At 73.5% G+C, this 20,875-nt stretch carries 18 protein-coding genes; 4 read left to right on the forward strand and 14 right to left on the reverse strand.

What is annotated here, in order from left to right:
• Nucleotides 1-23: 23 nt before the first annotated feature.
• From H958_RS42155 to H958_RS0132800, 5 genes are all read right to left on the reverse strand, one after another.
• Entirely contained in the window at nucleotides 24-3,776 is a 3,753-nt protein-coding gene (locus H958_RS42155; RefSeq protein ID WP_051325134.1) for a phosphodiester glycosidase family protein, read from the reverse strand.
• 98 nt (nucleotides 3,777-3,874) lie between these two features.
• Complete coding sequence (locus H958_RS0132785) at nucleotides 3,875-4,906, reverse strand: formimidoylglutamate deiminase (protein ID WP_156028460.1); 1,032 nt, start codon at nucleotides 4,904-4,906, stop codon at nucleotides 3,875-3,877.
• 11 nt (nucleotides 4,907-4,917) lie between these two features.
• Nucleotides 4,918-6,096 carry an imidazolonepropionase gene (gene hutI, locus H958_RS42160; protein WP_051325135.1) on the reverse strand — a complete coding sequence of 393 codons (1,179 nt, stop codon included), beginning with the start codon at nucleotides 6,094-6,096 and terminating at the stop codon, nucleotides 4,918-4,920.
• Entirely contained in the window at nucleotides 6,093-7,703 is a 1,611-nt protein-coding gene (hutU, locus tag H958_RS0132795; protein ID WP_028061744.1) for a urocanate hydratase, read from the reverse strand. Before hutU ends, hutI begins: the two co-directional genes overlap by 4 nt.
• A gap of 79 nt (nucleotides 7,704-7,782) precedes the next feature.
• Nucleotides 7,783-8,439, reverse strand: coding sequence for an IclR family transcriptional regulator (locus H958_RS0132800; RefSeq protein ID WP_028061745.1), 657 nt, complete (start codon nucleotides 8,437-8,439; stop codon nucleotides 7,783-7,785).
• A 142-nt stretch (nucleotides 8,440-8,581) separates the two neighbouring features.
• Here H958_RS0132800 and mug point away from each other — a divergent pair, with 142 nt between their 5' ends.
• Nucleotides 8,582-9,133, forward strand: a complete 552-nt coding sequence (mug, locus tag H958_RS0132810; protein ID WP_028061746.1) for a G/U mismatch-specific DNA glycosylase — start codon at nucleotides 8,582-8,584, stop codon at nucleotides 9,131-9,133.
• Here mug and H958_RS0132815 read toward each other — a convergent pair.
• On the reverse strand, nucleotides 9,052-9,924 hold the full coding sequence (locus H958_RS0132815) for a helix-turn-helix transcriptional regulator (RefSeq protein WP_231379422.1): 873 nt from the start codon (nucleotides 9,922-9,924) through the stop codon (nucleotides 9,052-9,054). The genes mug and H958_RS0132815 overlap by 82 nt on opposite strands.
• 6 nt (nucleotides 9,925-9,930) lie before the next feature.
• On the opposite strand from H958_RS0132815, the gene H958_RS0132820 reads away from it, so the two are divergent.
• The 3 genes from H958_RS0132820 (at nucleotide 9,931) to H958_RS0132830 (ending at nucleotide 11,451) form a co-directional block, all read left to right on the forward strand.
• A complete protein-coding gene (locus H958_RS0132820; protein ID WP_028061748.1) occupies nucleotides 9,931-10,614 on the forward strand; it encodes an SDR family NAD(P)-dependent oxidoreductase in 684 nt (227 codons plus the stop codon).
• Between the two features lie 4 nt (nucleotides 10,615-10,618).
• Nucleotides 10,619-11,077 (forward strand): hypothetical protein, encoded by a 459-nt coding sequence (locus H958_RS0132825; protein ID WP_028061749.1) that lies wholly within the window; start codon nucleotides 10,619-10,621, stop codon nucleotides 11,075-11,077.
• Nucleotides 11,078-11,139: 62 nt separating this feature from the next.
• On the forward strand, nucleotides 11,140-11,451 hold the full coding sequence (locus tag H958_RS0132830; RefSeq protein WP_028061750.1) for a luciferase domain-containing protein: 312 nt from the start codon (nucleotides 11,140-11,142) through the stop codon (nucleotides 11,449-11,451).
• On the opposite strand, the gene H958_RS0132835 is transcribed toward H958_RS0132830, so the two are convergent.
• From H958_RS0132835 to H958_RS47145, 8 genes are all read right to left on the reverse strand, one after another.
• On the reverse strand, nucleotides 11,427-12,140 hold the full coding sequence (locus tag H958_RS0132835) for a class I SAM-dependent methyltransferase (protein WP_028061751.1): 714 nt from the start codon (nucleotides 12,138-12,140) through the stop codon (nucleotides 11,427-11,429). The genes H958_RS0132830 and H958_RS0132835 overlap by 25 nt on opposite strands.
• A 36-nt stretch (nucleotides 12,141-12,176) precedes the next feature.
• Nucleotides 12,177-12,905 (reverse strand): VOC family protein, encoded by a 729-nt coding sequence (locus H958_RS44575; RefSeq protein WP_051325136.1) that lies wholly within the window; start codon nucleotides 12,903-12,905, stop codon nucleotides 12,177-12,179.
• Nucleotides 12,906-12,934: 29 nt separating this feature from the next.
• Nucleotides 12,935-14,410 (reverse strand): histidine ammonia-lyase, encoded by a 1,476-nt coding sequence (hutH, locus tag H958_RS0132845; RefSeq protein ID WP_028061752.1) that lies wholly within the window; start codon nucleotides 14,408-14,410, stop codon nucleotides 12,935-12,937.
• A gap of 42 nt (nucleotides 14,411-14,452) precedes the next feature.
• Nucleotides 14,453-15,775 carry a hypothetical protein gene (locus H958_RS0132850; RefSeq protein WP_028061753.1) on the reverse strand — a complete coding sequence of 441 codons (1,323 nt, stop codon included), beginning with the start codon at nucleotides 15,773-15,775 and terminating at the stop codon, nucleotides 14,453-14,455.
• 153 nt (nucleotides 15,776-15,928) lie between these two features.
• Entirely contained in the window at nucleotides 15,929-17,392 is a 1,464-nt protein-coding gene (locus H958_RS0132855) for a gamma-glutamyltransferase family protein (protein ID WP_037412269.1), read from the reverse strand.
• A 17-nt stretch (nucleotides 17,393-17,409) separates the two neighbouring features.
• On the reverse strand, nucleotides 17,410-18,747 hold the full coding sequence (gene ftsZ, locus H958_RS0132860) for a cell division protein FtsZ (protein ID WP_231379423.1): 1,338 nt from the start codon (nucleotides 18,745-18,747) through the stop codon (nucleotides 17,410-17,412).
• Nucleotides 18,748-18,763: 16 nt separating this feature from the next.
• Nucleotides 18,764-20,071 (reverse strand): MFS transporter, encoded by a 1,308-nt coding sequence (locus tag H958_RS45705; protein ID WP_156028461.1) that lies wholly within the window; start codon nucleotides 20,069-20,071, stop codon nucleotides 18,764-18,766.
• Nucleotides 20,072-20,112: 41 nt separating this feature from the next.
• Nucleotides 20,113-20,814, reverse strand: a complete 702-nt coding sequence (locus tag H958_RS47145) for a hypothetical protein (RefSeq protein ID WP_156028462.1) — start codon at nucleotides 20,812-20,814, stop codon at nucleotides 20,113-20,115.
• Between the last annotated feature and the right edge of the window lie 61 nt (nucleotides 20,815-20,875).

The following is a 20,875-nucleotide window of genomic DNA, read 5'->3' on the forward strand; positions in this document are numbered from 1 at the left end:
GGCCCGCCGCCGAGATCAGCGGGCTACGGGTGCTGCGTGGACAGCGTGAACGTGACCGTCGCGCTGTAGTCCCCGGTGCGCAGCGGGTCGTTCGCGCCGATCGACTGCTTGAAGCCGATCGAGAACGCGTCGGCCGTGGCCGGGCCGGTCCACGCCGTCTTCTCCGGCGTGATGACGACCGGCTGGGCGAGCGTGAAGGCGCCGTTGGCCAGCTTCGCCGGGGAGGCGGTGAGAGCCGCGTCGCCCGCGGTGGAGGTCACCGAGGCCGTCGTGGACGCCGTGTACTCCCTCTCGACGCCCGGCGTGAACGCGCCGAACGAGGCGGGGGCGCCGAGCGTGAGCGCCAGCGTCGCCGGCACGTCACCGCCGGCCGGGGCGTCCTGGCTGGAGTGCGTGACCTGCGTCTTGATCGTCTTCTCCGTGCCGATCGGGGCCAGCGACGCGTCGCCGGTGTACTCGCGCATCGAGTCGTTGGTGACGCGGACCGTGACCTCGCCCGAGTGCAGCGCGGTGACCTTGCGCGTGAGCGGGTCCAGGTACGCGTCCTTGCCGGCGGCCCGAGCCGCCTCGATGCCGCCGCCGATCGCGAGGTTGTCCGACCCGCTCCAGTGGACCGACATCGGGTAGCGCAGCGGCACGACGCGCGTGCCGTTGGTGACGCCCTGCGGCTGGACGATCGAGCCGTCGAGCTGCGCGGACTCGCCGACCTCGAGCGCGTCAGGCGCGTTGAGGGTGATCGACTGCGCGAACGCGCGCACGTCGGCGGTCAGCCACTGCTGTCCGGCGGACGCGTCCTTGTCGACGTGCCAGTCGAGCCAGCCCGTGAAGCCGCCGCGGTCCGGCGTGCCGTACGGGTCCTTGCCCGAGGAGGGAAGCACGGTGTAGGGGACGCCTTCGATGCGGTGCACGTCGGCGATCTGCGCGTGCGAGCCGACCATCGCGACGCCCTTGTCGGAGTGCGCGCGGAAGTCGGACAGCATCTTCTCGACCAGCGCGACCTCGGTGCGGTCGCCGAGCTGGCTGGCGTCCGACACGTCCGGGTCGTCCACCGGGTGGTGGGCGAAGACCATCACGTTCTTGACGGCCGGGTTGGTCTCGGCGTCGTTGAGCGCCGCCTGGAACATCGGCATCTGGGCCCACGACGTGCCGCGCAGCGTCCCGTAGGAGCTGGCGAGCAGGATGAAGCGCGTGCCGTCGTGGTCGAACGTGCCGTAGGGCTGGCCGAACTCGGCCTGGAACGGCGCCAGGTCGCCCTGACCGGAGGCCCGGTAGGACTCGTGGTTGCCGGGGACGTAGTAGCACGGCGTCTTGCCGGCGGTCGGGGCCGGCGTGTCGTCGGAGCCGATCGCCGACGTCAGCGGGATCAGCCGGCAGCCGCCCTGCTCGAGCGTCTGGCGCGCGAGCGTCATGTCGTCGGCCGCGCCGAGGTCGGTGACGTCGCCGTTGAGGACGATCAGCTCGGGGTTCGTCTTGCGGATGCGCTCCAGCGCGGCGACCCCGACCTTCGCGAGCGTCGGGTTGGCGGCCGTGAACTGGATGTCCGACAGCGTGCCGAAGGACCAGTCGTCCTTGCCGTTGGTCGTGCCGTCAGGCGAGAACAGCGCGTCGGGCTCCAGGGCGTCCTGGGGCGGGCTGGGCACCGTCGCGGAGTTGTCCGCGTCGATGCTCTTGAACGTCACCACGCCGTCCTTCTGGTTGGCGACGTTGGTCTCGATCGCCTGCGAGGCCGTGATCGTGACCGGGAACGCGACCGTCGTCGGGAACGAGAAGACGAGATCGTTGTCGCCGGCCTTGATCGGCGAGCCGAGCGGGCCGCTCGTGACCCCCTTGGCGTCGCGGTAGGAGATGTAGGAGAACTGCAGCGCCTGCGTCGAGTTGAGCTTCAGATGCACGCGCAGCGGGGAGCCGGGGACCTGGATCTGGAAGCCGGTCTTGGCGCTGATGCCCGAGTTGCGCTCGGCCTTGTAGGTCAGCGTCAGGTAGCCGTCGGAAGACAGGCCGAGCTTCTGGTTGGCCGAGCTCGTGCCGTTGAGGCTCCAGCGCGAGACCTCGTCGGCGTGGTTGAACGTGTAGACGTTCGACTGGACGACGCCGATCGTGATCGGGAGCTTCTCCTCCTGGTCTGAGACCTTGACGTCGAGCGTTGTGCCGCCGGCCTGCAGCGGGGTGAGCTTCAGCGAGCCCGGGGCGGTCTCGTCGATCCTGATCACGGCGTGGTCGTAGTCGAGCGTCATGTCCTGCAGCTCGATCGGGGCGGTGTAGCCCTGGTCGTCGCGGCCGGTGACCTTCAGCGTCTGCGCCAGGTTCGCCGTCGCGTCAGCGTAGGAGAGCCGGGAGCTCGAGAGCTCCAGCGTGCGCAGCGCGTGCAGGACGGTGACCTTCGTGTCCTGCTTGACCGCGCCGGAGGTCGCGGTGACCGTGATGCCGTCCTTGGCGTCCGACGGGGCGTGCAGGTCGCCGCCCTCGGCGGTGCCGGCGCTCGCCGACCACGCGACGTCATCGGCCTTGACCGGCACCTGGTGGTCGTCGAGGCCGCTCGCCATCAGCGTGCGGTGCAGGCCCGGGAAGACGCGGGCGTCGTCGCCGGACGGGTTGACGACCAGGCTGTCGACCTTGCCGTCGCCCGGGCTGACGAAGAGGCCGATGCCGGTCGGATCGGCGCGCTCGGTGCCGTCGGAGGGCGTGTTGCGCAGCGTCGCCGAGGTGCCGCCGAGCGGGCGCGCGACAAGCGTCGTCGAGCCGCCGCCGTCGAGGTTGAGGCCGGTGTCGGCGCCGAGGTCGAGCAGCATCTGCGCGGTCTGGGCCAGCGTGGTGCCGGTGACCTGCGTCTGGCGGCCGTCGGTGATCAGCAGGAACATCGTCTTGCCGCCGTCCTTGAAGCCGATCGCGGTGCGCGGCGCGACCGATGTGTCGCCCTGCGGCACGGCGACGCCGTTCTGGATCAGCGGCTTGTTGGTGCCGATCGCCCACTGCATCTGCTGTGCGGCGGCGTCCTTGAGCCCATAGGTCAGCGTCACCGGGTCGCCGGGCTTGAGCGCCTTGATGGCGGCGGCGCCCGCGTCGCGGCCGACGAGGTAGAACGCGCCGTCGGGGATCGCGCCGGAGCCGGCGGTGTTGTTGACCTGGACGACCTTGCCGTCCTGGACGAGCACCTCGGCGACGTTGGCGACGCCGGCGACGCTGCGGCCGCGGGTCTGGCTGCCCCACGCCGACGTGTAGGCGATGATGCTGCCGGCGGGGACCCCGCCGGAGCTGGCGGCGTTGAGCGTCACGACCGGCGTGTCGGTGCCGTTGAGGTTGGCGGTCGCCTGCAGCGTCATGTCGACGAGCCGTCCGAGGCCGTCCTTGCCGACGCCGACGTGTGCCCAGCCGCCGAAGTCGGCGCTCTTGATCAGCGAGCCGTTCTGGATCTCGCCGCCCAGCGACGCCTGCGTGCTGTCGATGTCGAAGAAGTCGCCGTTGACGCCGGCCGCCGCGCCCGCGCGGCCGGCCATCGACGTCAGCGCCTCGCCCTGCGCCACGTGCGGGGCGGTGAGGAGGTCCGACTTGATCGCCGAGTTGGACAGATCGACGGTCAGGACCTGCTCGTCGTACCAGCCGGACGAGTCGAGGAACTTCTGATGGTGCAGCGAGATGCCTGGGCCGACGGCTTCCGTGGCGTCGATCAGCGAGAGCTGATCGGCGGCCGCATGCGCTGCGGGCGCGGCGATGAGCGCCGCCGCGAGGGCGGCGACGGTCGCGCGCAGCCAGCGCGAACGGGGTACTGCTTCGAGCATCCGGGCTCCTTAGGAGAAGAGACGACCTATGGGGAGAGCCCCGCGATCCAATCGGACGCGTTGCCGCTCTCCGTGACCGGCTCGTGACGCTGCGGTTATCAGTCGGTGAAGGGTGAGAGCACGACGTCCGCGCCCGCGCAGGTGGCCAGCGCGCGCGGCAGATCCTCGTCCCCGACGCCGGCCAGTCGCGGGTGCTCGCGGTCGACCTCGATCGTGCCGGGGTCGCCGATCCCCAGGCTCGCCGCGCCCGCCTGCGCGACCGCCGCCCAGAGATCGCCGTGGTGGGCGAGCAGGGCGTGGCGGGTGCGGCGCTCGCGGCGCGCGAGCGTCTCCAGCTCGCGGACCTCCTCGAACGGGTCGAGCACGAGGTTCTCGTCGGTGCCGATCGCGAGCGGGACGCCGGCGTCGCGATAGGCGAGCGCGGGCGGGAAGCCATCGCCGAGGTTGCCCTCGGTGGTCGGGCAGGAGACGACGGTCGTGCCCGTCTCGGCGAGCAATGCGATATCGCGCACGCTCACGTGGATCCCGTGGACGACGCTCGCGCGCGGGCCGAGGAAGCCCGTGCGGTGCAGCAGCTCGATCGGCGAGCAGCCGTGCTCGGCCTGGCATTCCTCGAGCTCGCGCGGCTGCTCGGAGGCGTGGACGTGGCGGACGATGCCCTTCGCCTCGCTGTACTCGGCGATCTCGCGCAGCCAGCTCTCGGGCACCGCGCGGGCGCTGTGCGCCGCGACGCCGTGCGGCTCCGGCAGCGCGTCGACGCGGGCGAGGAACGTGTCGACGTCGGCGTCGCGGAAGCGCGGGCGGCCGCCGCGCGCGTAGGCCGCCGGCAGCAGGACGATCCGCAGGCCCGCGTCCCGCGCCGCGCGCGCGACCGCGAGCGCCATCGCGTTCGGCTCGTCGTACGGGGTCCCGTCGGGGTTGTGGTGGACGTAGTGGAACTCCCCCACCGTGCCGTAGCCGGCGGCGCGCATCGCGGCGTAGTTGCGCAGCGCGACCTCGTACATGCCGTCCGGGTCGAGCGCGTCGGCGAGCGCGTACATCGCGCCGCGCCAGCCCCAGAAGTCGTCGTCGGAGCGCTCGCCGACCCCGCGCAGATCGCGCTGGAACGCATGCGAGTGCGCGGAGACCATGGCGGCGATCCTCACGGGCGTCGCCACGCGACCTCCCCGTCGCGGATGACCGTCTTCACGGGGTCGTGCCCGAAGCGGTACGGGATGTGCTCGACCGGGCCGTCGAGCACGACGAGGTCCGCGCGCTTGCCGACCTCGAGCGAGCCGCGATCGGGCAGGTCCAGCACCCAGGCGGCGTTGATCGTCGCCGCCGCGAGCGCCTCGCGGACGCTCCAGCCGTAGCGGCGCACGGCGAGGCCGACGATCACCGGCATCGACGCGACCGGGCTCGTGCCGGGGTTGCAGTCGGTCGCGAGCACGCAGATGGCGCCGGCGTCGGCGAGCGCGCGGGCGGGCGGCGTGTGCTCCGCGCCGAGGAACTCGGCGCCCGGGAGCAGGACCGCGGCGCACTCGGCGCGCGCGAGCGGCTCGAGGTCGTCCGGGTGCAGGCACGCGAGGTGGTCGACCGAGCGCGCGCCGGCGGCGAGCGCGACCGGCACGGAGCGGTTCGCGTTGAACTGCTCGACGTGCGCCCGCAGCGCGACGCCCTCGCGCCGGGCGATCTCCCCCAGCCGCGCGAGGTCCTCGTTGCGGAACGCGACCGACTCGACGTAGATGTCGAGCGCGTCGACGTCCGCCTGCGCGGCGAGCGCATCGACCACGTCCATCCAGGCGCCCGGGTCGTAGCCCTGCGGGACGCTGTGCGCGAACAGGCCGGTGAGGCGGTCGAGCTGGAGCTCCCGGCCGAGTCGCGCCAGGCGCAGCTCCCCTTCGGCCGAGAGCCCGTAGCCCGTCTTGCCCTCCAAGGTCGTGGTGCCGAGGCGCAGCATCTCCTCCCGGATCGCCCGCGCCTGTGCGAGGACCTGCTCGTCGCCTGCCTCCGCCAGCGCCCGCGCCGAGGCCGCGATGCCGCCGCCCGAGCGCGCGATCTCCTCGTATGGGACGCCGGTCACCTTCATCTCGTATTCGCTCGCGCGCCAGCCGGCGAACGGGAGGTGCGTGTGGCAGTCGACGAAGCCGGGGATGACCGCGGCGCCCGCGGCGTCGATGATCACGTCCGCGCCGGGATCGTCCTCGAACGCGGCGATGACGCCATCGCGGACGGTGACCGATCCCGGATCGAGCGTGAGCGCCGCGTCGCGCAGGTACGGCGCGCCGTCCTCGGCCGGGCGCAGGAGCTGACCCGCGTTGCGGATCGAGATGGAGGTCATCGCATCGGGATCCGGACCCCGAGGCGGTCGGCCGCGTCGAGCGCCTCCGGATACCCGGCGTCCGCGTGGCGCACGATCCCCATCCCCGGGTCGGCCAGCAGCGTTCGGTGGATGCGCTCCCCGGCCAGCGGCGTCCCGTCGGCGACGCACACCTGCCCGGCGTGCAGCGACTTGCCCATCCCGACGCCGCCGCCGTGGTGGAACGAGACCCAGCTCGCGCCCGTCGCGACGTTGACCATCGCGTTCAGCAGCGGCCAGTCGGCGACCGCGTCGGTGCCGTCGCGCATCGCCTCCGTCTCGCGCTGCGGCGACGCGACCGAGCCGGCATCCAGGTGGTCGCGGCCGATCACGACCGGGCCCTTCAGCTCCCCCGACGCGACCATGTCGTTGAAGCGCAGTCCCGCCAGATGGCGCTCGCCGTAGCCCAGCCAGCAGATGCGCGCGGGCAGGCCCTGGAACCTCACGCGCTCGCTCGCGAGCTCGATCCAGCGGCGGATGTGGTCCTGCTCGCCGAACAGGTCGAGGATCGCGGCGTCGGTCGCCTCGATGTCGGCCGGATCGCCCGACAGCGCGACCCACCGGAACGGGCCCTTGCCCTCGCAGAACAGCGGCCGGATGTAGGCGGGGACGAAGCCGGGGTAGGCGAACGCGTCGGCGTCGCCATGCTCGCTCGCCACGCCGCGCAGCGCGTTGCCGTAGTCGAAGGCCTCGGCGCCGGCCTTGCCGAGCTCGCGGATCGCGGCGACGTGCGCGAGCACGCTCTCCCCCACGCGCCGCAGGTACTCGTCCGGGTCGCTCGCGCGCAGCGCGCCCGCCTGCTCCAGGGTCAGCCCCGCCGGCACGTAGCCGTTGAGCGGGTCGTGGGCGCTCGTCTGGTCGGTCACCACGTCGAGCTCGGCGCCGCGGCGGGCCAGCTCGGGCAGGACCTCGGCGGCGTTGCCGAGCAGGCCGATCGAGAGCGCGCGGCCCTCGCGGCGCGCCTCGTCGAGGCGCGCGAGCGCGTCGTCCAGCGAGCCCGCGCGCTCGTCGAGGTAGCCCTCGCGGATGCGGCGCTCGATGCGCTCCAGGTCGACCTCGATGCAGAGCGCGCAGCCCTCGTTCATGGTCACCGCGAGCGGCTGGGCGCCGCCCATCCCGCCGAGCCCGGCGGTGACCACGAGCCGGCCCTTCAGCGTCCCGCCGAAGCGCTTGCGCGCGATCGCCGCGAACGTCTCGTAGGTGCCCTGGAGGATGCCCTGCGTCCCGATGTAGATCCAGGACCCGGCCGTCATCTGGCCGTACATCATCAGCCCGGCCGCATCGAGCCGGCGGAACTCGTCCCAGCTCGCCCAATCGGGGACGAGGTTGGAGTTCGCGATCAGCACGCGCGGCGCCGCCTCGTGCGTCTCGAACACGCCGACCGGCTTGCCGGACTGCACCAGCAGCGTCTCGTGCGACTCCAGCCGCTGCAGCTCGGCCTTGATCGCCGCGAGGCTGGCGTGGTTGCGGGCCGCCTTGCCGATGCCGCCGTAGACGACGAGCTCGTCCGGCTTCTCCGCCACGTCCGGGTGGAGGTTGTTCTCGAGCATCAGGAGCGCCGCCTCCTGCTGCCAGCCCTTGCATCTCATTGCCCGCTCCCTTTCGTCGCGCCGCGGGAGCGAGCCCCCGGGCGAGTTCCCGCCGAAGCATGCGAGCGCACAGCGCGAGTCATGCGGCCCCCAGTTCTCGTGACAGCTCGTTCGCGTGCTGGACGACGGCGCGGCCGTGCGCCGCCGCGTCCTCGCCCGAAGTCCTGTAGGTCGGCGCGGTGATGCTCAGCGCGCCGGCGATCGCCTCGGAATGGTCGCGGAACGGCGCGGCGATCGCCGTCACGTCCGGCTCCACCGCCGCGCTGACCACCGCGAAGCCCTCCGCGCCGACGTCGCCGCGCAGCGCCGCGCCGATCGCCGTCCCGCGCAACGGGATCGAGCGCCCGACCCAGCTCTCGGCCCGCACCGTCCGCGGGCTCGCCGACTGGCGCAGGTACACGACCCCCTGCCGGTCCGCCCGCACGCCGAGGCTGGCAGTCTCGCCGGTCGCCTCGCTGAGCGCCGTCAGGTGCGGCCCGGCGAGCTCGTACGCGGGCTCCGCGCGCAGCGTCGCGGCGGCGATCCGCACCAGTTGCGGCCCGGAGCGGAAGCGCCCGTCGTCGCCCCGGCGCACGAAACCGTGCCGCTGCAGCGCGCCCAGCAGGCGCGAGGCCGTGCTCGGCGCCAGCTCGGCCCCGCGGGCCAGCTCGGTCAGCGTCGACGGCTGCCCGACGGCCGCGGCGAGCAGGCCGAGGGCGCGGTCGACGGCGCGCGTGGGGGCGAGCGACTCTGCCATTGGACGGAAGCGTATCCCATCACATGGGAGTCGCTTGACCGTGCCGCACGAGCGCCGTCGCCCGCTCGCCTGGTTCGCGCGGGCGGTGATCGCGATCATCGTCGTCATGGCCGCCGCCCTCGCCGTGACGCTCGGGTGAGACGTGGGACTCGGAGCGATCCTCGCCCCCGGACTGCGCGTCCTCTTCGTCGGGATCAACCCGTCCCTGCGCTCAGCGGAGGTCGGCCACCACTTCGCGCGCCCCGGCAACCGCTTCTGGGCCGCGGTGCACGACGCCGGCTTCACGCCGCGGCGGCTGCGGCCGGACGAGGACGGCGAGCTGCCGGCCTACGGGGTCGGCATCACGAACTTCGTCTCCCGCCCCACCCGCGACGCGGCGCAACTCGGCGCCGCCGAGCTGCGCGCGGGCGCGGCCGAGCTGGAGCGGGTGGTCGCCCGCTGGGAGCCCCGGCTGGTGGCGATCGTCGGCCTCGTCGCCTACCGCACCGCCTTCGCGCGCCCTCGCGCCGTCATGGGGCTGCAGAACGAGGCGATCGGCGGGCGCCCCGTCTGGGTGCTGCCGAACCCGAGCGGGCTCAACGCCCACTACAAGCCGGTGGACTTCGCGCGCCTCTACGCCGAGGCGCGCGCGTATGCCGACTCGCTCAGCGACGCGAGCACGTCGGCGTCCGGCGAGCCGGGCGGGGCGGTATAGACGATCAGCCGCAGGTCGCTGCCGCGGACGTTGAGGATGTCGCAGTCCAGCGTGATCGGGCCGAGCTCCGGGTGGATGAACGTCTTGCGGTCCGCGCGCCGCGGCGCGACGGGACGCTGCTCCCACAGCTCGGCGAAGAGCGGGCTGGCGGCGCGCAGCTCGGCGATCAGCGCCCGCAGCTGATCATCGTCCGGGTAGCGGCCGAGCGCGTCGTGCAGGTCGGCGACCGTCTCCTGCCGGAACCGGTGGTCGGCCTCCGGGTCGCGGGCGATGCGCGATCGGGCGCCCATGAAGTGGCGCCGGACGATGTTGCCCTCGATGTCGCCGAGCAGGGCGTGCGCCACGGCGTTGGCGGCGATGACCGTCCAGGCCGCGTCGGCGACGAGCACCGGCACGTCGGCGAGCCCGTCGAGCACGCGCCGGACGCCCGGCGTCAGCCGGCGGTCGATCCAGCCGGCGCGCGGCTCGGCCTGCCCCGCCACGCGGAACAGGTGCGCGCGCTCGTCGTCGCTGAGGCGGAGCGCTTGCGCGAGCGCCCCGAGCACCGACGGCGAGGGGTTCGTCGCGCGACCCTGCTCGAGCCGCGCGAGGTAGTCGACGGAGAGGCCGGCGAGCGCCGCGAGCTCCTCGCGCCGCAGGCCCGGCGCGCGCCGGCGGCCGCCGTCGGGCAGTCCGGCCGCCGCGGGGGTGAGCCGGTCGCGCCAGGTGCGCAGGCAGTGCGCGAGCTCGTCCATCGCGTCCATGGTGGCACTGAGAGTCCTCTGGTTGAGCCGGCGGTCGCGAGCCAGCATCAGGGCATGAGCACGATCCTGATCACCGGTGCCAACAAGGGACTCGGACACGAAGCGGCGAGGCGGCTGCTCGAAGCCGGCCACGACGTCTGGATGGGCGCGCGCGACGCCGGCCGCGGGCGCGCCGCGGCCGATGCGCTCGGCGGGCGCTTCGTGCAGATCGACGTCACCGACGACGCGAGCGTCGCGGCGGCCGCCGAGACGGTCGGCACGCTCGACGTCCTGATCAACAACGCCGGCATCGGCGGCGCCCGCAAGCCGCTGCCGGAGACGACGCCCGACGACGTCGCGCAGGTGCTGGAGACCAACGTTCTCGGCATCGTGCGCGTGACGCGCGCGTTCTTGCCCCTGCTCGAGCGCTCCGCGAGCCCGGTCATCGTCAACGTCTCCAGCGGCATGGGCTCGATCACCGTCACGAGCGACCCCTCGCGCGTGGAGTCGACCATCGCCGGCCTCGCCTACCCGGCGTCCAAGACCGCCGTCAACATGATGACCACGCAGTACGCCAAGGCGCTCCCGCAGTTCCGCGTCAACGCCGTCGATCCGGGCTACACGGGCACCGACTTCAACCAGCACCGCGGCACCCAGACGGTCAGCGAGGGCACCGACGCGATCGTCGCGATGGCGATGATCGGACCGGACGGCCCGACGGGCACGTTCGTCGACCGCAAGGGGCCCGTACCCTGGTGAGGGTATGGCGTACATCACCGCTGAAGCGCGGCAGCAACTGCTCGACGACCTCGCCGTCGCGATCGAGGCGCTCGGCGCGTCGCTCGCCGACCTCGGCGCCGCCTACGAGCTGCTCGACGAGCAGACCGCCGACCGGGTGGAGGAGCAGCTCTTCCGCCCGGTCCAGCAGGCGTACGGGCGCGCGCAGCGCACGCACGGCGAGTTCGCGGGGCGCTACGGGCTCACGGCGCGCGCCTTCCCGCCGGCGAAGCCCGGCGCCGCCTCGCAGGGCGCCCGCGCGCTGCTCGACCGCGCGGTCGACGCCGTCGCGGAGGCCGACGACGCGCTGGTGGAGCTGCAGGACTCGATGATGCCCGTCGAGGTCGGCGATCCCGAGCTGCGCGCGGGTCTCGCGAACGTGCGCGAGCTGGTCGAGAACGTGCGCGGGCGGGCGCGCGAGGTCGTGCGCACGCTCGGGCGCTAGGCGTCGAGTCGTAGGTCCAATTGCCGATGGTGCCGGGGCGCCGCCTTGACGACGCTTGAGGCATGACTGCCAGCGAGCGAATCACCACCGAGGTCACCGCGTGGCCGGGCGTGACCGCCGGACCGGGACGGCGCGGCGAGTTCGCGTTCAAGGTCGGGCGCAAGGAGATCGGTCACCTGCACGGCGACCACGCCGCGCACTTCGGCTTCCCGCGCGAGGTCTTCGACGACCTCTTCGCGCAGGGCCGGGTGACGTATCACCCGGTGTTCCCGGACAAGCACGGGCCGGCAGCGCGGCGGATCGAGGGCGAGGACGACGTGCGCGACGTGATCGCGCTGCTGCGCCTGAACTACGAGCGCGTCGCGACCACGTAGCGGAAGCGGTTCTCGAAGCGGTAGGAGCCGTCGGCGCGGCGGTACGGCGCGGCGGCCTCGCGCACGCGGTCCTCGGTCGCCAGCTCGAACCCCGAGCCGTCGCGCAGGGCGACGACCAGCGTGGCGAGGTCGGGGACCTCGTAGGGCGTGGGAACGTCGGCCGTCGCCTGCGGCGCGAGGCCGGCGGCCCGCATCAGCTCCTCGAGCACGCCAGGATCGCTCAGCCGCGGCAGGGCGTCGCGGCGCGGCGACGGCACGCTGACCGCGTTGAACATCACGGCCAGGTCGCGCTTGCCGCCCCAGTTGCAGATCGCGACGGTGCGCCCCACGCGCGCCAGCTCGGCGATCGCGGCGGGGATGTCGTCCGCGAACTGGACGGCGTTGAAGGCGGTCACGACGTCGAACGCGTCGTCGTCGTAGGGCAGCCGCGCGATGTCGCCCACGCGGAGGTCGGCCTCGGGCGCCCGGCGGCGCGCGAGCGCGAGCATGCCCTCGGAGGCGTCGATCCCGCTGACGCGCGCGCCGAGCGCGAGCGCCTGCGCACAGAACTCGCCCGTCCCGCAGCCGGCGTCGAGCACGCGCGTCCCGGCGCCGATGCCCGCGGCGTCGGCGACCGCCGCGCGAGCGGGCTCCGACAGCCGTGTCCAATGCGCCGACCAGGCCTCGGCGCGTTCTCCCCAATCGCCCATGCCCCAAGGATGGGGGATGGGTCCCGGCCCGCGCGCCTAGCGATGGTGGTCGACGACCTCGATGTTGTTGCCGTCGGGGTCGAAGACGTAGGCCGCGTAGTAGCCCGGGTGATAGCGCGGCCGCTCGGCCGGCTCGCCGTTGCCGCGGTAGCCCGCCTCCACCGCCTGCGAGTAGAAGCGGCGGATCGCGTCGTCGTCGCCTCCGAACGCGACGTGCAGGTGCTCGGTCACGGGTCCGGCCACGAGCGTGTAGAAGCCTCCCGACTCGCGGGCCGCGAGCGTGAGCCGCGAGTCGCTCGCCGCGCGGACGTCGAGCGCGGCGGCCTCCGCCACCCCGCCGTAGAACGCCGTCGCCGCCGCGACGTCGGCGACCCGCACCACGACATGGTCGATGCTCCCGCCGCGGCGCAGCCCTTCGCGGTGCACGGCCTCGAAGCTGTTGTCCTCGCCGTCGCGCAGGAACGCCGCGTAGTAGTCGGCGCTGTAGCTCGGGCGCGGGCCGGGAGGGCCGTCGTCGCGCAGGCCCGCCTCCACGCCCGCCTGCCAGTACGCGTCGACCGCCTCCCGCGAGGGCGCGACGAACGCGACGTGCGCGCGGCGCGTGAGCGGATTCGCGTCGTCCGGCTCGGTCAGCGCGAAGTCGCCCCACATCGCGAACGTCCTCGAGCTGAACGTCTCGTCGAGCGAGAGCTCGTCGAGCAGCCGCTGGAAGCGCCGCTCCGCCTCGGCCAGATCGGGGACGCGGAGGGTGACGTGATCGAACATGCGGGCTCCTTGGCGTGGATCCAGCTCGACTAGGCGAGGCGCAGGGCGCCGCCGTGCAGGGCGGCAGCGAGCGCCTCGAGCTCGCCGGCCAGCGACCGGTCCTCTTCGAGCCGCGCGACGTGCCCGCGCACGCCGGCGAGCGCGCCCTCGAGCGCCTCGGTCGAGCGCAGCGGACGGTGGAACTCGAGCCCCTGGCACGCGCAGACCAGCTCGGTCGCGACGACGTGGGCGGCGTACCGCACGACGGTCGTCGCCTTCAGGGCGGCCAGGGCGCCCATCGAGTTGAAGTCCTCCTGCCCGGCGCTGGTGGGGATCGACCCGGCGCCGGCCGGATGCGACAGCACCTGGCACTCGTTCACGAGCGCCGCCGCCGCGTACTGGGCGATCATCAGGCCCGACGAGAGGCCTGGGCGCGGCGTGAGGAACGGCGGCAGTCCCGCGTAGGACGGCGAGAGCAGCGCGAACGCGCGGCGCTCGGAGAACGAGGCCAGCTCGGTCATCGCCAGTGCCAGGTGGTCGAGCGGCAGCGAGAGCGGCTGCCCGTGGAAGTTGCCGCCGGAGAGCACATCGCCCTCGTCGGGGAAGATCAGCGGGTTGTCGGTGACCGCGTCGAGCTCGCGCTCCAGCGCGCCCGCGACGTAGTCGAGCGCGTCGCCGACCGCCCCGAGCACCTGCGGCGCGCAGCGCAGCGTGTACGGGTCCTGCACGCGCCCGCAGTCGGCGTGCGACTCGACCACCGGCGAGCCGTCCAGCAGCGCGCGCAGCCTGGCCGCGACACGGGCTTGCCCCGGTTGCGGGCGCAACTGGTGCAGGCGGGCATCGAACGGGACCGTCGAGCCCTTGAACGCCTCGAGCGAGAGCGCGACCGCGACGACCGCGGCGTCGAAGACGCGCTGGGCGGCACGGATCGCGAGGCCGCCCGCCGCCGCCATCAGGTGCGTCCCGTTGATCAGGGCGAGCCCCTCCTTGGCGGTCAGCCGCACCGGTTCCAGCCCTGCCCGCGCGAGCGCCGCCGCGCCGGGCATCCGCTCGCCTTCGAAGACGGCCTCGCCTTCGCCCACCAGCACGAGCGCGAGGTGCGCGAGCGGCGCCAGGTCGCCGGAGGAGCCGACCGAGCCGCGGCTCGGGATGACCGGCGTCACGCCGCGCTCGAGCAGCGCCAGCAGCAGCTCGACGAGCTCGATGCGCACGCCCGAGCGCCCGCGCCGCAGCGAGCCGGCCAGCAGCAGCACCATCCCGCGCACGATCTCATCGGCCAGCGGCTCGCCGGAGCCGACGGCGTGCGAGCGGATCAGATTGAGCTGCAGCTGCGCGGTGTCCTCGGGCGCGATCGAGACTGTGACCAGATCGCCGAAGCCCGTGTTGACGCCGTAGACGGTGCGGCCGCCGCGCAGCGCGTCCTCCACGACGCCGCGCGCGGCCGCGATGCGCGCGCGGTCGCCGTCGTCCAGCGGCGGAGGCGCCGCGCCGCGCGCGACCGCCTCGAGCTCCTCCAGCGTGGGCATGGCGCGAGACGGTAGCGGGCGGCTCGTTGTCCGTTGCGGCGCCTACGGCGCGGGCCGGTATGCCGTATCGATCTCGGCCGGCGCGCCGTTCGGGATCGCCGCCGTCGACCATGCGGTCACGATCGTGTTGGTGGCGGAGTCGAAGGCCACGGACGGCCGGACGACGAACCGGTCGGCGCCCGACACGTTCTCGACCGGGCCGAACGCGTTCCCGCCGGCCGGCCAGACCGCCGCCTGGATCTGCGCGTGGTCGCCGGCCTTCGCGGTCCAGGTGACGACGGCGCGATCGGCGTTGGGCGAGGTCGCCAGGTCGCCGAGGCCGAACCCGCCGGTCTCGTCGGCCGCGACGGGCGCGAGCAGCTGCGGCGTCTGGATCAGCCGCCCGTCGACGCGCGAGACCTGCACGCCCGCGCTGCCGCTCCACCCGATCAGCCCCATCCCGTTGCCGGTGTAGGCCGCCTCGATGCCCTCGCCGCCGGAGAGCTTGTCGACCCCGTAGGTGTCGAGCTGCTTGGCCGGCAGGAAGCCGCGGCTCGCGCTGCGCGCGGTCGCCATGACCTTGCCCTTGGCGGCGCCGCCCTCGCTCACGCGCTGGTCGACCCACGCGACGATCGCGCGCCGGCCGGCGCCCATCGCGGCGCTCAGGTGCGAGGCCACGTCGGCGGTGCCGAGCTTCTGCACGGCGGTCAGGCGCTTGGAGCTCGCGATCCAGTAACGCGCCTCGATCGTCCCGCTCCGGTCCCAGGCGACGAGCACGTCGCCGGCCGTGTTGACCGCGACGGCGACTGAGTGGATCCGGCCGCGGCTCGAGAGCTTCTGCGTCGGCTGCAGGGCCCGCGTGCCGGGCTGGCGCACGAGGTACACGTAGCCCAGGGAGCCGGAGCCGAACGTGCTGAACACCGCTGCCGAGCCGCCGTGCGGTGCTGCCGCGGTGGCGGAGCGCGCCCCGCCGGTGGTCGGCCCGCGCAGCTCGCCGCGCCAGTCGTCGCGCGGCCCGGGCGCGACGGCCACGCGCACGCGCTTGTTGCCGTTGGAGCCGGCGTAGATGATGCGGTCGGCGGCCGCGAAGGAGCCGAAGGAGCTGTCGAAGTCGGGCGCCTTCGGCCACGGGGAGAACGCCTGCGGCGCGAAGCCGTCGCCGAGCAGGCTGCGCTCGAGCGCGACGCCGGGGAACGAGCCGGCCGCGTTGTACGCGATCGCGCCGCCGCGCGTGCGGGTGAGCAGGACCTGGGCGGCGCCGCCGCCCGGCCCGGCACTGCCGGGGACGGCGGCGGGCGCCGACCACGGCGCATCGGCGTGGGCAGCGGACGGGATCGTCAGCGCGGCCGCCAGGGCGGCCGCGGGGAGAATTCTGCGTAACGGCATGGCAACAGCATGGGACGCGATGCCGACGCTCAGGTCCACCTAGGTGTGGGCGCGCCTCCCCCTGGGCGCCGTAGGGTGGCCGGCGTGATCCGCGACGGGCTCGCCAGGAGTCGATCGAGACGTTCGGGCTGGTCGTGAATCGCGTCCACGGGCTCAGGCCGCGACCACGGCGCCGCCGCGGCGCGGGTCGCCGCCGCCGGTGAACCCGCGGCCCTCGACCGCCTGGCAGCCGCCGAAGAACAGGTTGCGCTCGCGGAACCAGGCAACGGTCTGGGTGACGCCCGCCGTGTCCGCTCCGGGCTCCGCATAGAGGATGCCCTCCTCGAGGTGCACGCGCGGCGCGTCGACCGCGGCCTGCGCGTCCATCCCGCGGTCGAGGACGTTGACGATCACCTGGAGGATCGCCGAGCGGATGCGGTTGGAGCCGGCCGAGCCGAGCACGAGCTCCGGCGCGCCGCCGGACATGACGACGGTCGGCGCCATCATCGACGGCAGCCGCCGCCCCGGCGGGTAGGTGAACCAGCCGAGCGGCGAGAGATCCTGCTCGCCCATCATGTTGTTGACGTGCACGCCGGTGCCGGGCACGACCAGCCCGGAGCCCTCGCCGTTGGTCGACGTCACCGCGCACGCCCAGCCGTCGGCGTCGAGCACGGAGACGTGCGTCGTCGAGCCCAGGCGCGAGGCCAGGAACCGCTCGCGGAACCCGGGGGCGGCGAGTCCCTCGAGGAACTCCGGCGTGCGCTCGGCCTGCGCCGCCGCCATCGCGCGCACGAGCTCCGCCACCGCGGGCGGGTGGTCGGGATCGGATCGCTCGAGCAGCGCGAGCGCGTAGGCGATCAGGATCCCGCCCGCGCTGGGCGGGGGGTTGGTGAGCACGTCGCGGCCGCGATAGGAGACGCGCACCGGCTCCCGCGGCACCGCGTCGTAGGCCGCGAGATCCGCGCGCGTGAGCAGCCCGCCGGCGGCGAGCACCGCGTCGGACACCGCCGCGCCGACGTCGCCGGTGTAGAACGGCGCCGCGCCGTCCGCGGCCAGCCGCTCCAACGCGTCGGCGAGCTCCGGGTCGCGCAGCACGTCGCCCTCGCGCGGCACGCGGGCGCCGTCGCAGTAGCGGGCGCGCGACTCCGGCGTGGCGACGACGATCGGCTCCAGCAGCGTCCACAGATACGCCTGCTGGCGATTGACCTCGACGCCTCCGCGCGCGAGCGCGACCGCCGGCGCGACCAGCTCCTGCAGGTCCAGGCTCCCGAACCGCGAGGCGGCCGCCGCGACGCCCGCCGGCAGCCCGTACACGCCGCACGACGGCCCGCCGATGTGGAACGTCTGCACGGCGTCGCCGAAGTCGACGAGCACCGCCTCCAGCGCGCCCCGCGCGGCCGGATCGGCGCCGCGCCCCGGCGCCTCGACCATGAAGTCGAGCAGGACGGGCTCGCCGCCGGGCGGCGCGACGAGCATGTACCCGCCGGCGCCGAGCCCGGTCAGCAGCGGCTCGGTCATGAAGGACGCCAGCAGCGCCGCGAGCGCGGCATCGACGGCGTTGCCGCCGGCGCGCAGGACGCCGGCGCCGGCCTCCGCGGTCAGAGGGTGGCCGGCGGCGACGATGCCGCGACCAGCCACCCCCACCGCTCTCCCACTCAGAATCTCGGGATGAACTCGGGCACTTCGACGTCCACGCCGCGCGAGGCGGCCGCGCGGACCGGCTCGCGATTGCGCGTCACGCGCGGCTCGCCGGCGGGCTCGCGGAACGACTCGCGCTCGCGCGCGGCGGGCTTCGGATCGCCGTAGCCGGTGGCGACGACGGTGATCCAGACCTCGTCCTCGAGCTTCTCGTCGATCATCGCGCCGAAGATGATGTTGGCATCGGGGTGCGCCGCCTCCTGCACCGTCTTCGCCGCCTCGTTGACCTCCCACAGCGAGAGGTCGCGTCCGGCGGTGATCGACAGCAGGATCGCCTTCGCACCCTCGAGCGTCGTCTCCAGCAGCGGCGACGACGTCGCCTGCGCCGCGGCCTCGATCGCTCGCCGCTCGCCCGTGCCCATGCCGATGCCGAGCAGCGCGTTGCCGGCGTCGGCCATGATCGTGCGCACGTCGGCGAAGTCGAGGTTGATCAGGCCCGGGAGCGTGATCAGGTCCGAGATGCCCTGGACGCCCTGTCGCAGCACGTCGTCGGCGACGCGGAAGGCCTCGACCATCGACGTCTGCTTGTCGAGCACCGACAACAGGCGGTTGTTCGGCACGACGATCAGCGTGTCGACCTCTTCGGCCAGCCCGGTGATCCCGGTCTCCGCGGCCTGCAGCCGGCGCGAGCCCTCGAACCCGAACGGCTTGGTCACGATTCCGACAGTCAGCGCGCCCAGCTCCTGCGCGATCCGCGCGACGACCGGCGCGGCGCCCGTGCCCGTGCCGCCGCCCTCGCCGGCCGTGATGAAGACCATGTCGGAGCCCTTGAGGAGGGCCTTGATCCTGTCGTAGTCCTCCATCGCGGCGTTGCGCCCGCGCTCGGGATCGGAGCCAGAGCCGAGGCCGCGCGTGATGTCGGCGCCGATCTGCAGCGTGACGTGCGCCGCCGACTGCTGCAGCGACTGCGCGTCCGTGTTGAGCGCCACGAACTCGACGCCGCCGATCTCGGCCTCGATCATCCGGTTGACCGCGTTCACGCCGCCGCCGCCCACGCCCACCACGCGGATCTGCGGCGTCCCGACCCCGTCCTCGTGCACCGAGCTCCACTGGTAGTCGGCCGCCGACGGGGGCGGAACCTGGCGAACAGGTTCGTCTTCGACGGGCGCCATCACGTCTCCAGGGACATCGGTCGAGAACGCGTGCCGGAGGCGCTCCTCCGGCGTCGGGGTGGAGCGCTCCGCCTGGTGCGCGGCCGGCGGGCGGGAATCCTCGGCCGGCTCCTGACGAGGAGCGTCTCCGAGGCCGTCGGTCTCCGTCTTGCGGAACAGGGCGGCCAGGGGGCCTTCCCTCATGCTCGCCCGCTTACCGCTACCCATTCGAGAGCACCTCCTTCGCCAGACGGCGATACGCGTCAGCCGCCGCACCCGTCGGGTCGTACTTGAGCACGGACATGCCCTTCACGGGCGCCTCCGCGAAACGGACGGTCTTCTTGATGCGCGCGCCGAAGACGCGGTCCCCGAAGTTCTCTTCGAGGATCTCGATCGCCTCCTTGGCGTGGAGCGTCCGCGTATCCACCATCGTGGGCAGGATCCCGGCGATGTCCACGTTCGGATTCAGGTTCTCCCGGATCATGGAGAGGGTGTGCTGAAGCTGTAGCAGCCCGCGCATCGATAGATACTCGCACTGCACCGGGACGATCACCTTGTCGGCCGCCGTGAGCGCATTCACCGTCAAGAGTCCCAGAGAGGGCGGCGTATCGATGCACACGAAGTCGTAATCATCGCGAACCGCCTTGAGCGCGCGGTCGAGCGAGCGCTCGCGGCCGATCTTCATCGACATCGCGATCTCGGCACCCGCGAGATCGATCGAGGCGACTGCGACGTCGACCTCGCAGGTGCGGGTGACCTCGCTGATCGGCAGGTCGTGCACCAGCACGTCGAACATCGACCGCTCGAGCGTCTCGGGGTCGATGCCCTGCGACATCGTGAGGTTGCCCTGCGGGTCCATGTCGACGCACAGGACGCGATGCCCCTCCTCGGCGAAGGCGGCTGCGAGGTTCAGCGTGGTCGTCGTCTTCGCGACCCCGCCCTTCTGGTTGGCGAAGGCGATCACCTTGGCCTGGCCGGTCACGTCAAGTCTCCGTTTCGGGGTCGCGGGAACCTCATCGGACCTCCTCGTTCGCCCTCGAGCCGGCGAATCCTCCCGCGCGCGCACCGAGGCGACGGGGCGCTCGACCGGCGCGACCCGCATGACCGCCTCGGTCAGCACGGTGTCGATCACGCCCAGGAACGCGCCCGCGGAGATCACCGCGACGGCCAGCAGCAGGCCCCAGCCGAAGAACACGAAGCCCAGCTCGTGCGCGCTCATGTGCAGCGGGAACGGCGTGTAGGCGAGCAGCGTGAAGAAGCCGAAGTTGTAGAACAGCGCCACGACGCCGGTGATCAGCAGCCCGCGATGGCGCAGGGCCTTCAGCGGATCCACCAGCGAGACCTTGCGCGCGGGCTTGGGCAGCGGCTCGAGCAGGACGACGATCGCGACGAAGCCGACCGCCATCAGCGCCGGGGTGCCGAAGAACGGGCCGCGCCACGAGATCCCGCCGAGCAGGCCGCCGACGAGCGGGCCGGAGGCGATGCCGAGGCCGAGCGCGGCCTCGTAGAGGATGATCGCGCCCGACACGCCGCCCGACGCGGGGCCGCCCCCTCCCCGCCGGGCCGGCGCTACGCGCCGCCCGGCGCGCGGCAGGCGACCGGGAGCTGCACGACCGTGCGCGGATCCGGGATCAGCTTCTCGCCCGGGAACTGCTCGGTCCGGCACCACACGTACGTGAACCTGCCGAAGTCCACGACCGCCCGGAACGGGTAGCCGATCGCGCCCGGCGACGTGCGGTCGCTCTTCGCGATCCGCTGCGTGACGGTGAAGCAGTCGAAGACGCCGATCCTGCCGCCCGCCCTCGTGCCGGGCGTCGTGGCGCACGTCGTCGGGCCCTCGACCCTGCGGATCTCGCCCGCGCGGGAGCGCGCGGCCGCGTCCGCCATGATCGAGGATTCGACCCGCCCCATCAACTCCCTGCGCGCGCTCGCGACCTCGGCGGCGGACGCGCCCGCCGGCGGCTTGAGCGCGGCGGCGGTGCCGTACTGCGGGCGCTGCACGTGCATGACGCGGGCGCGGTTGGCCGCGCGCGCGTGTGCCTGCTCGATGGCGGCCTGCTCGGCGCGCGAGTGCTTCCCGGAGTCGATCCGGGGCACCAGCACGGCGAGCGCGGCAGCGAGGACGACGAGGCCGGCGACGGTCCAGTAGGCGAGCTTGCGCCACGGGACGGGCGGGATGTCGACGTCTCGCGGCGGCGTCCACACGCGCAGCCAGGCCCCGACGATCTCGGGGACCGACGCGTGCCTCGGAGTCTCACCACCAGTGGCCATGTGGTGGTGAAAGGTACAGGCGCCGGCGGAGTCCGTCCAGCGACGGGCGCGGCAGCGCCCC

Source organism: Candidatus Solirubrobacter pratensis, from assembly GCF_000425945.1.
Taxonomy (GTDB): Bacteria; Actinomycetota; Thermoleophilia; order Solirubrobacterales; family Solirubrobacteraceae; genus Solirubrobacter; species Solirubrobacter pratensis.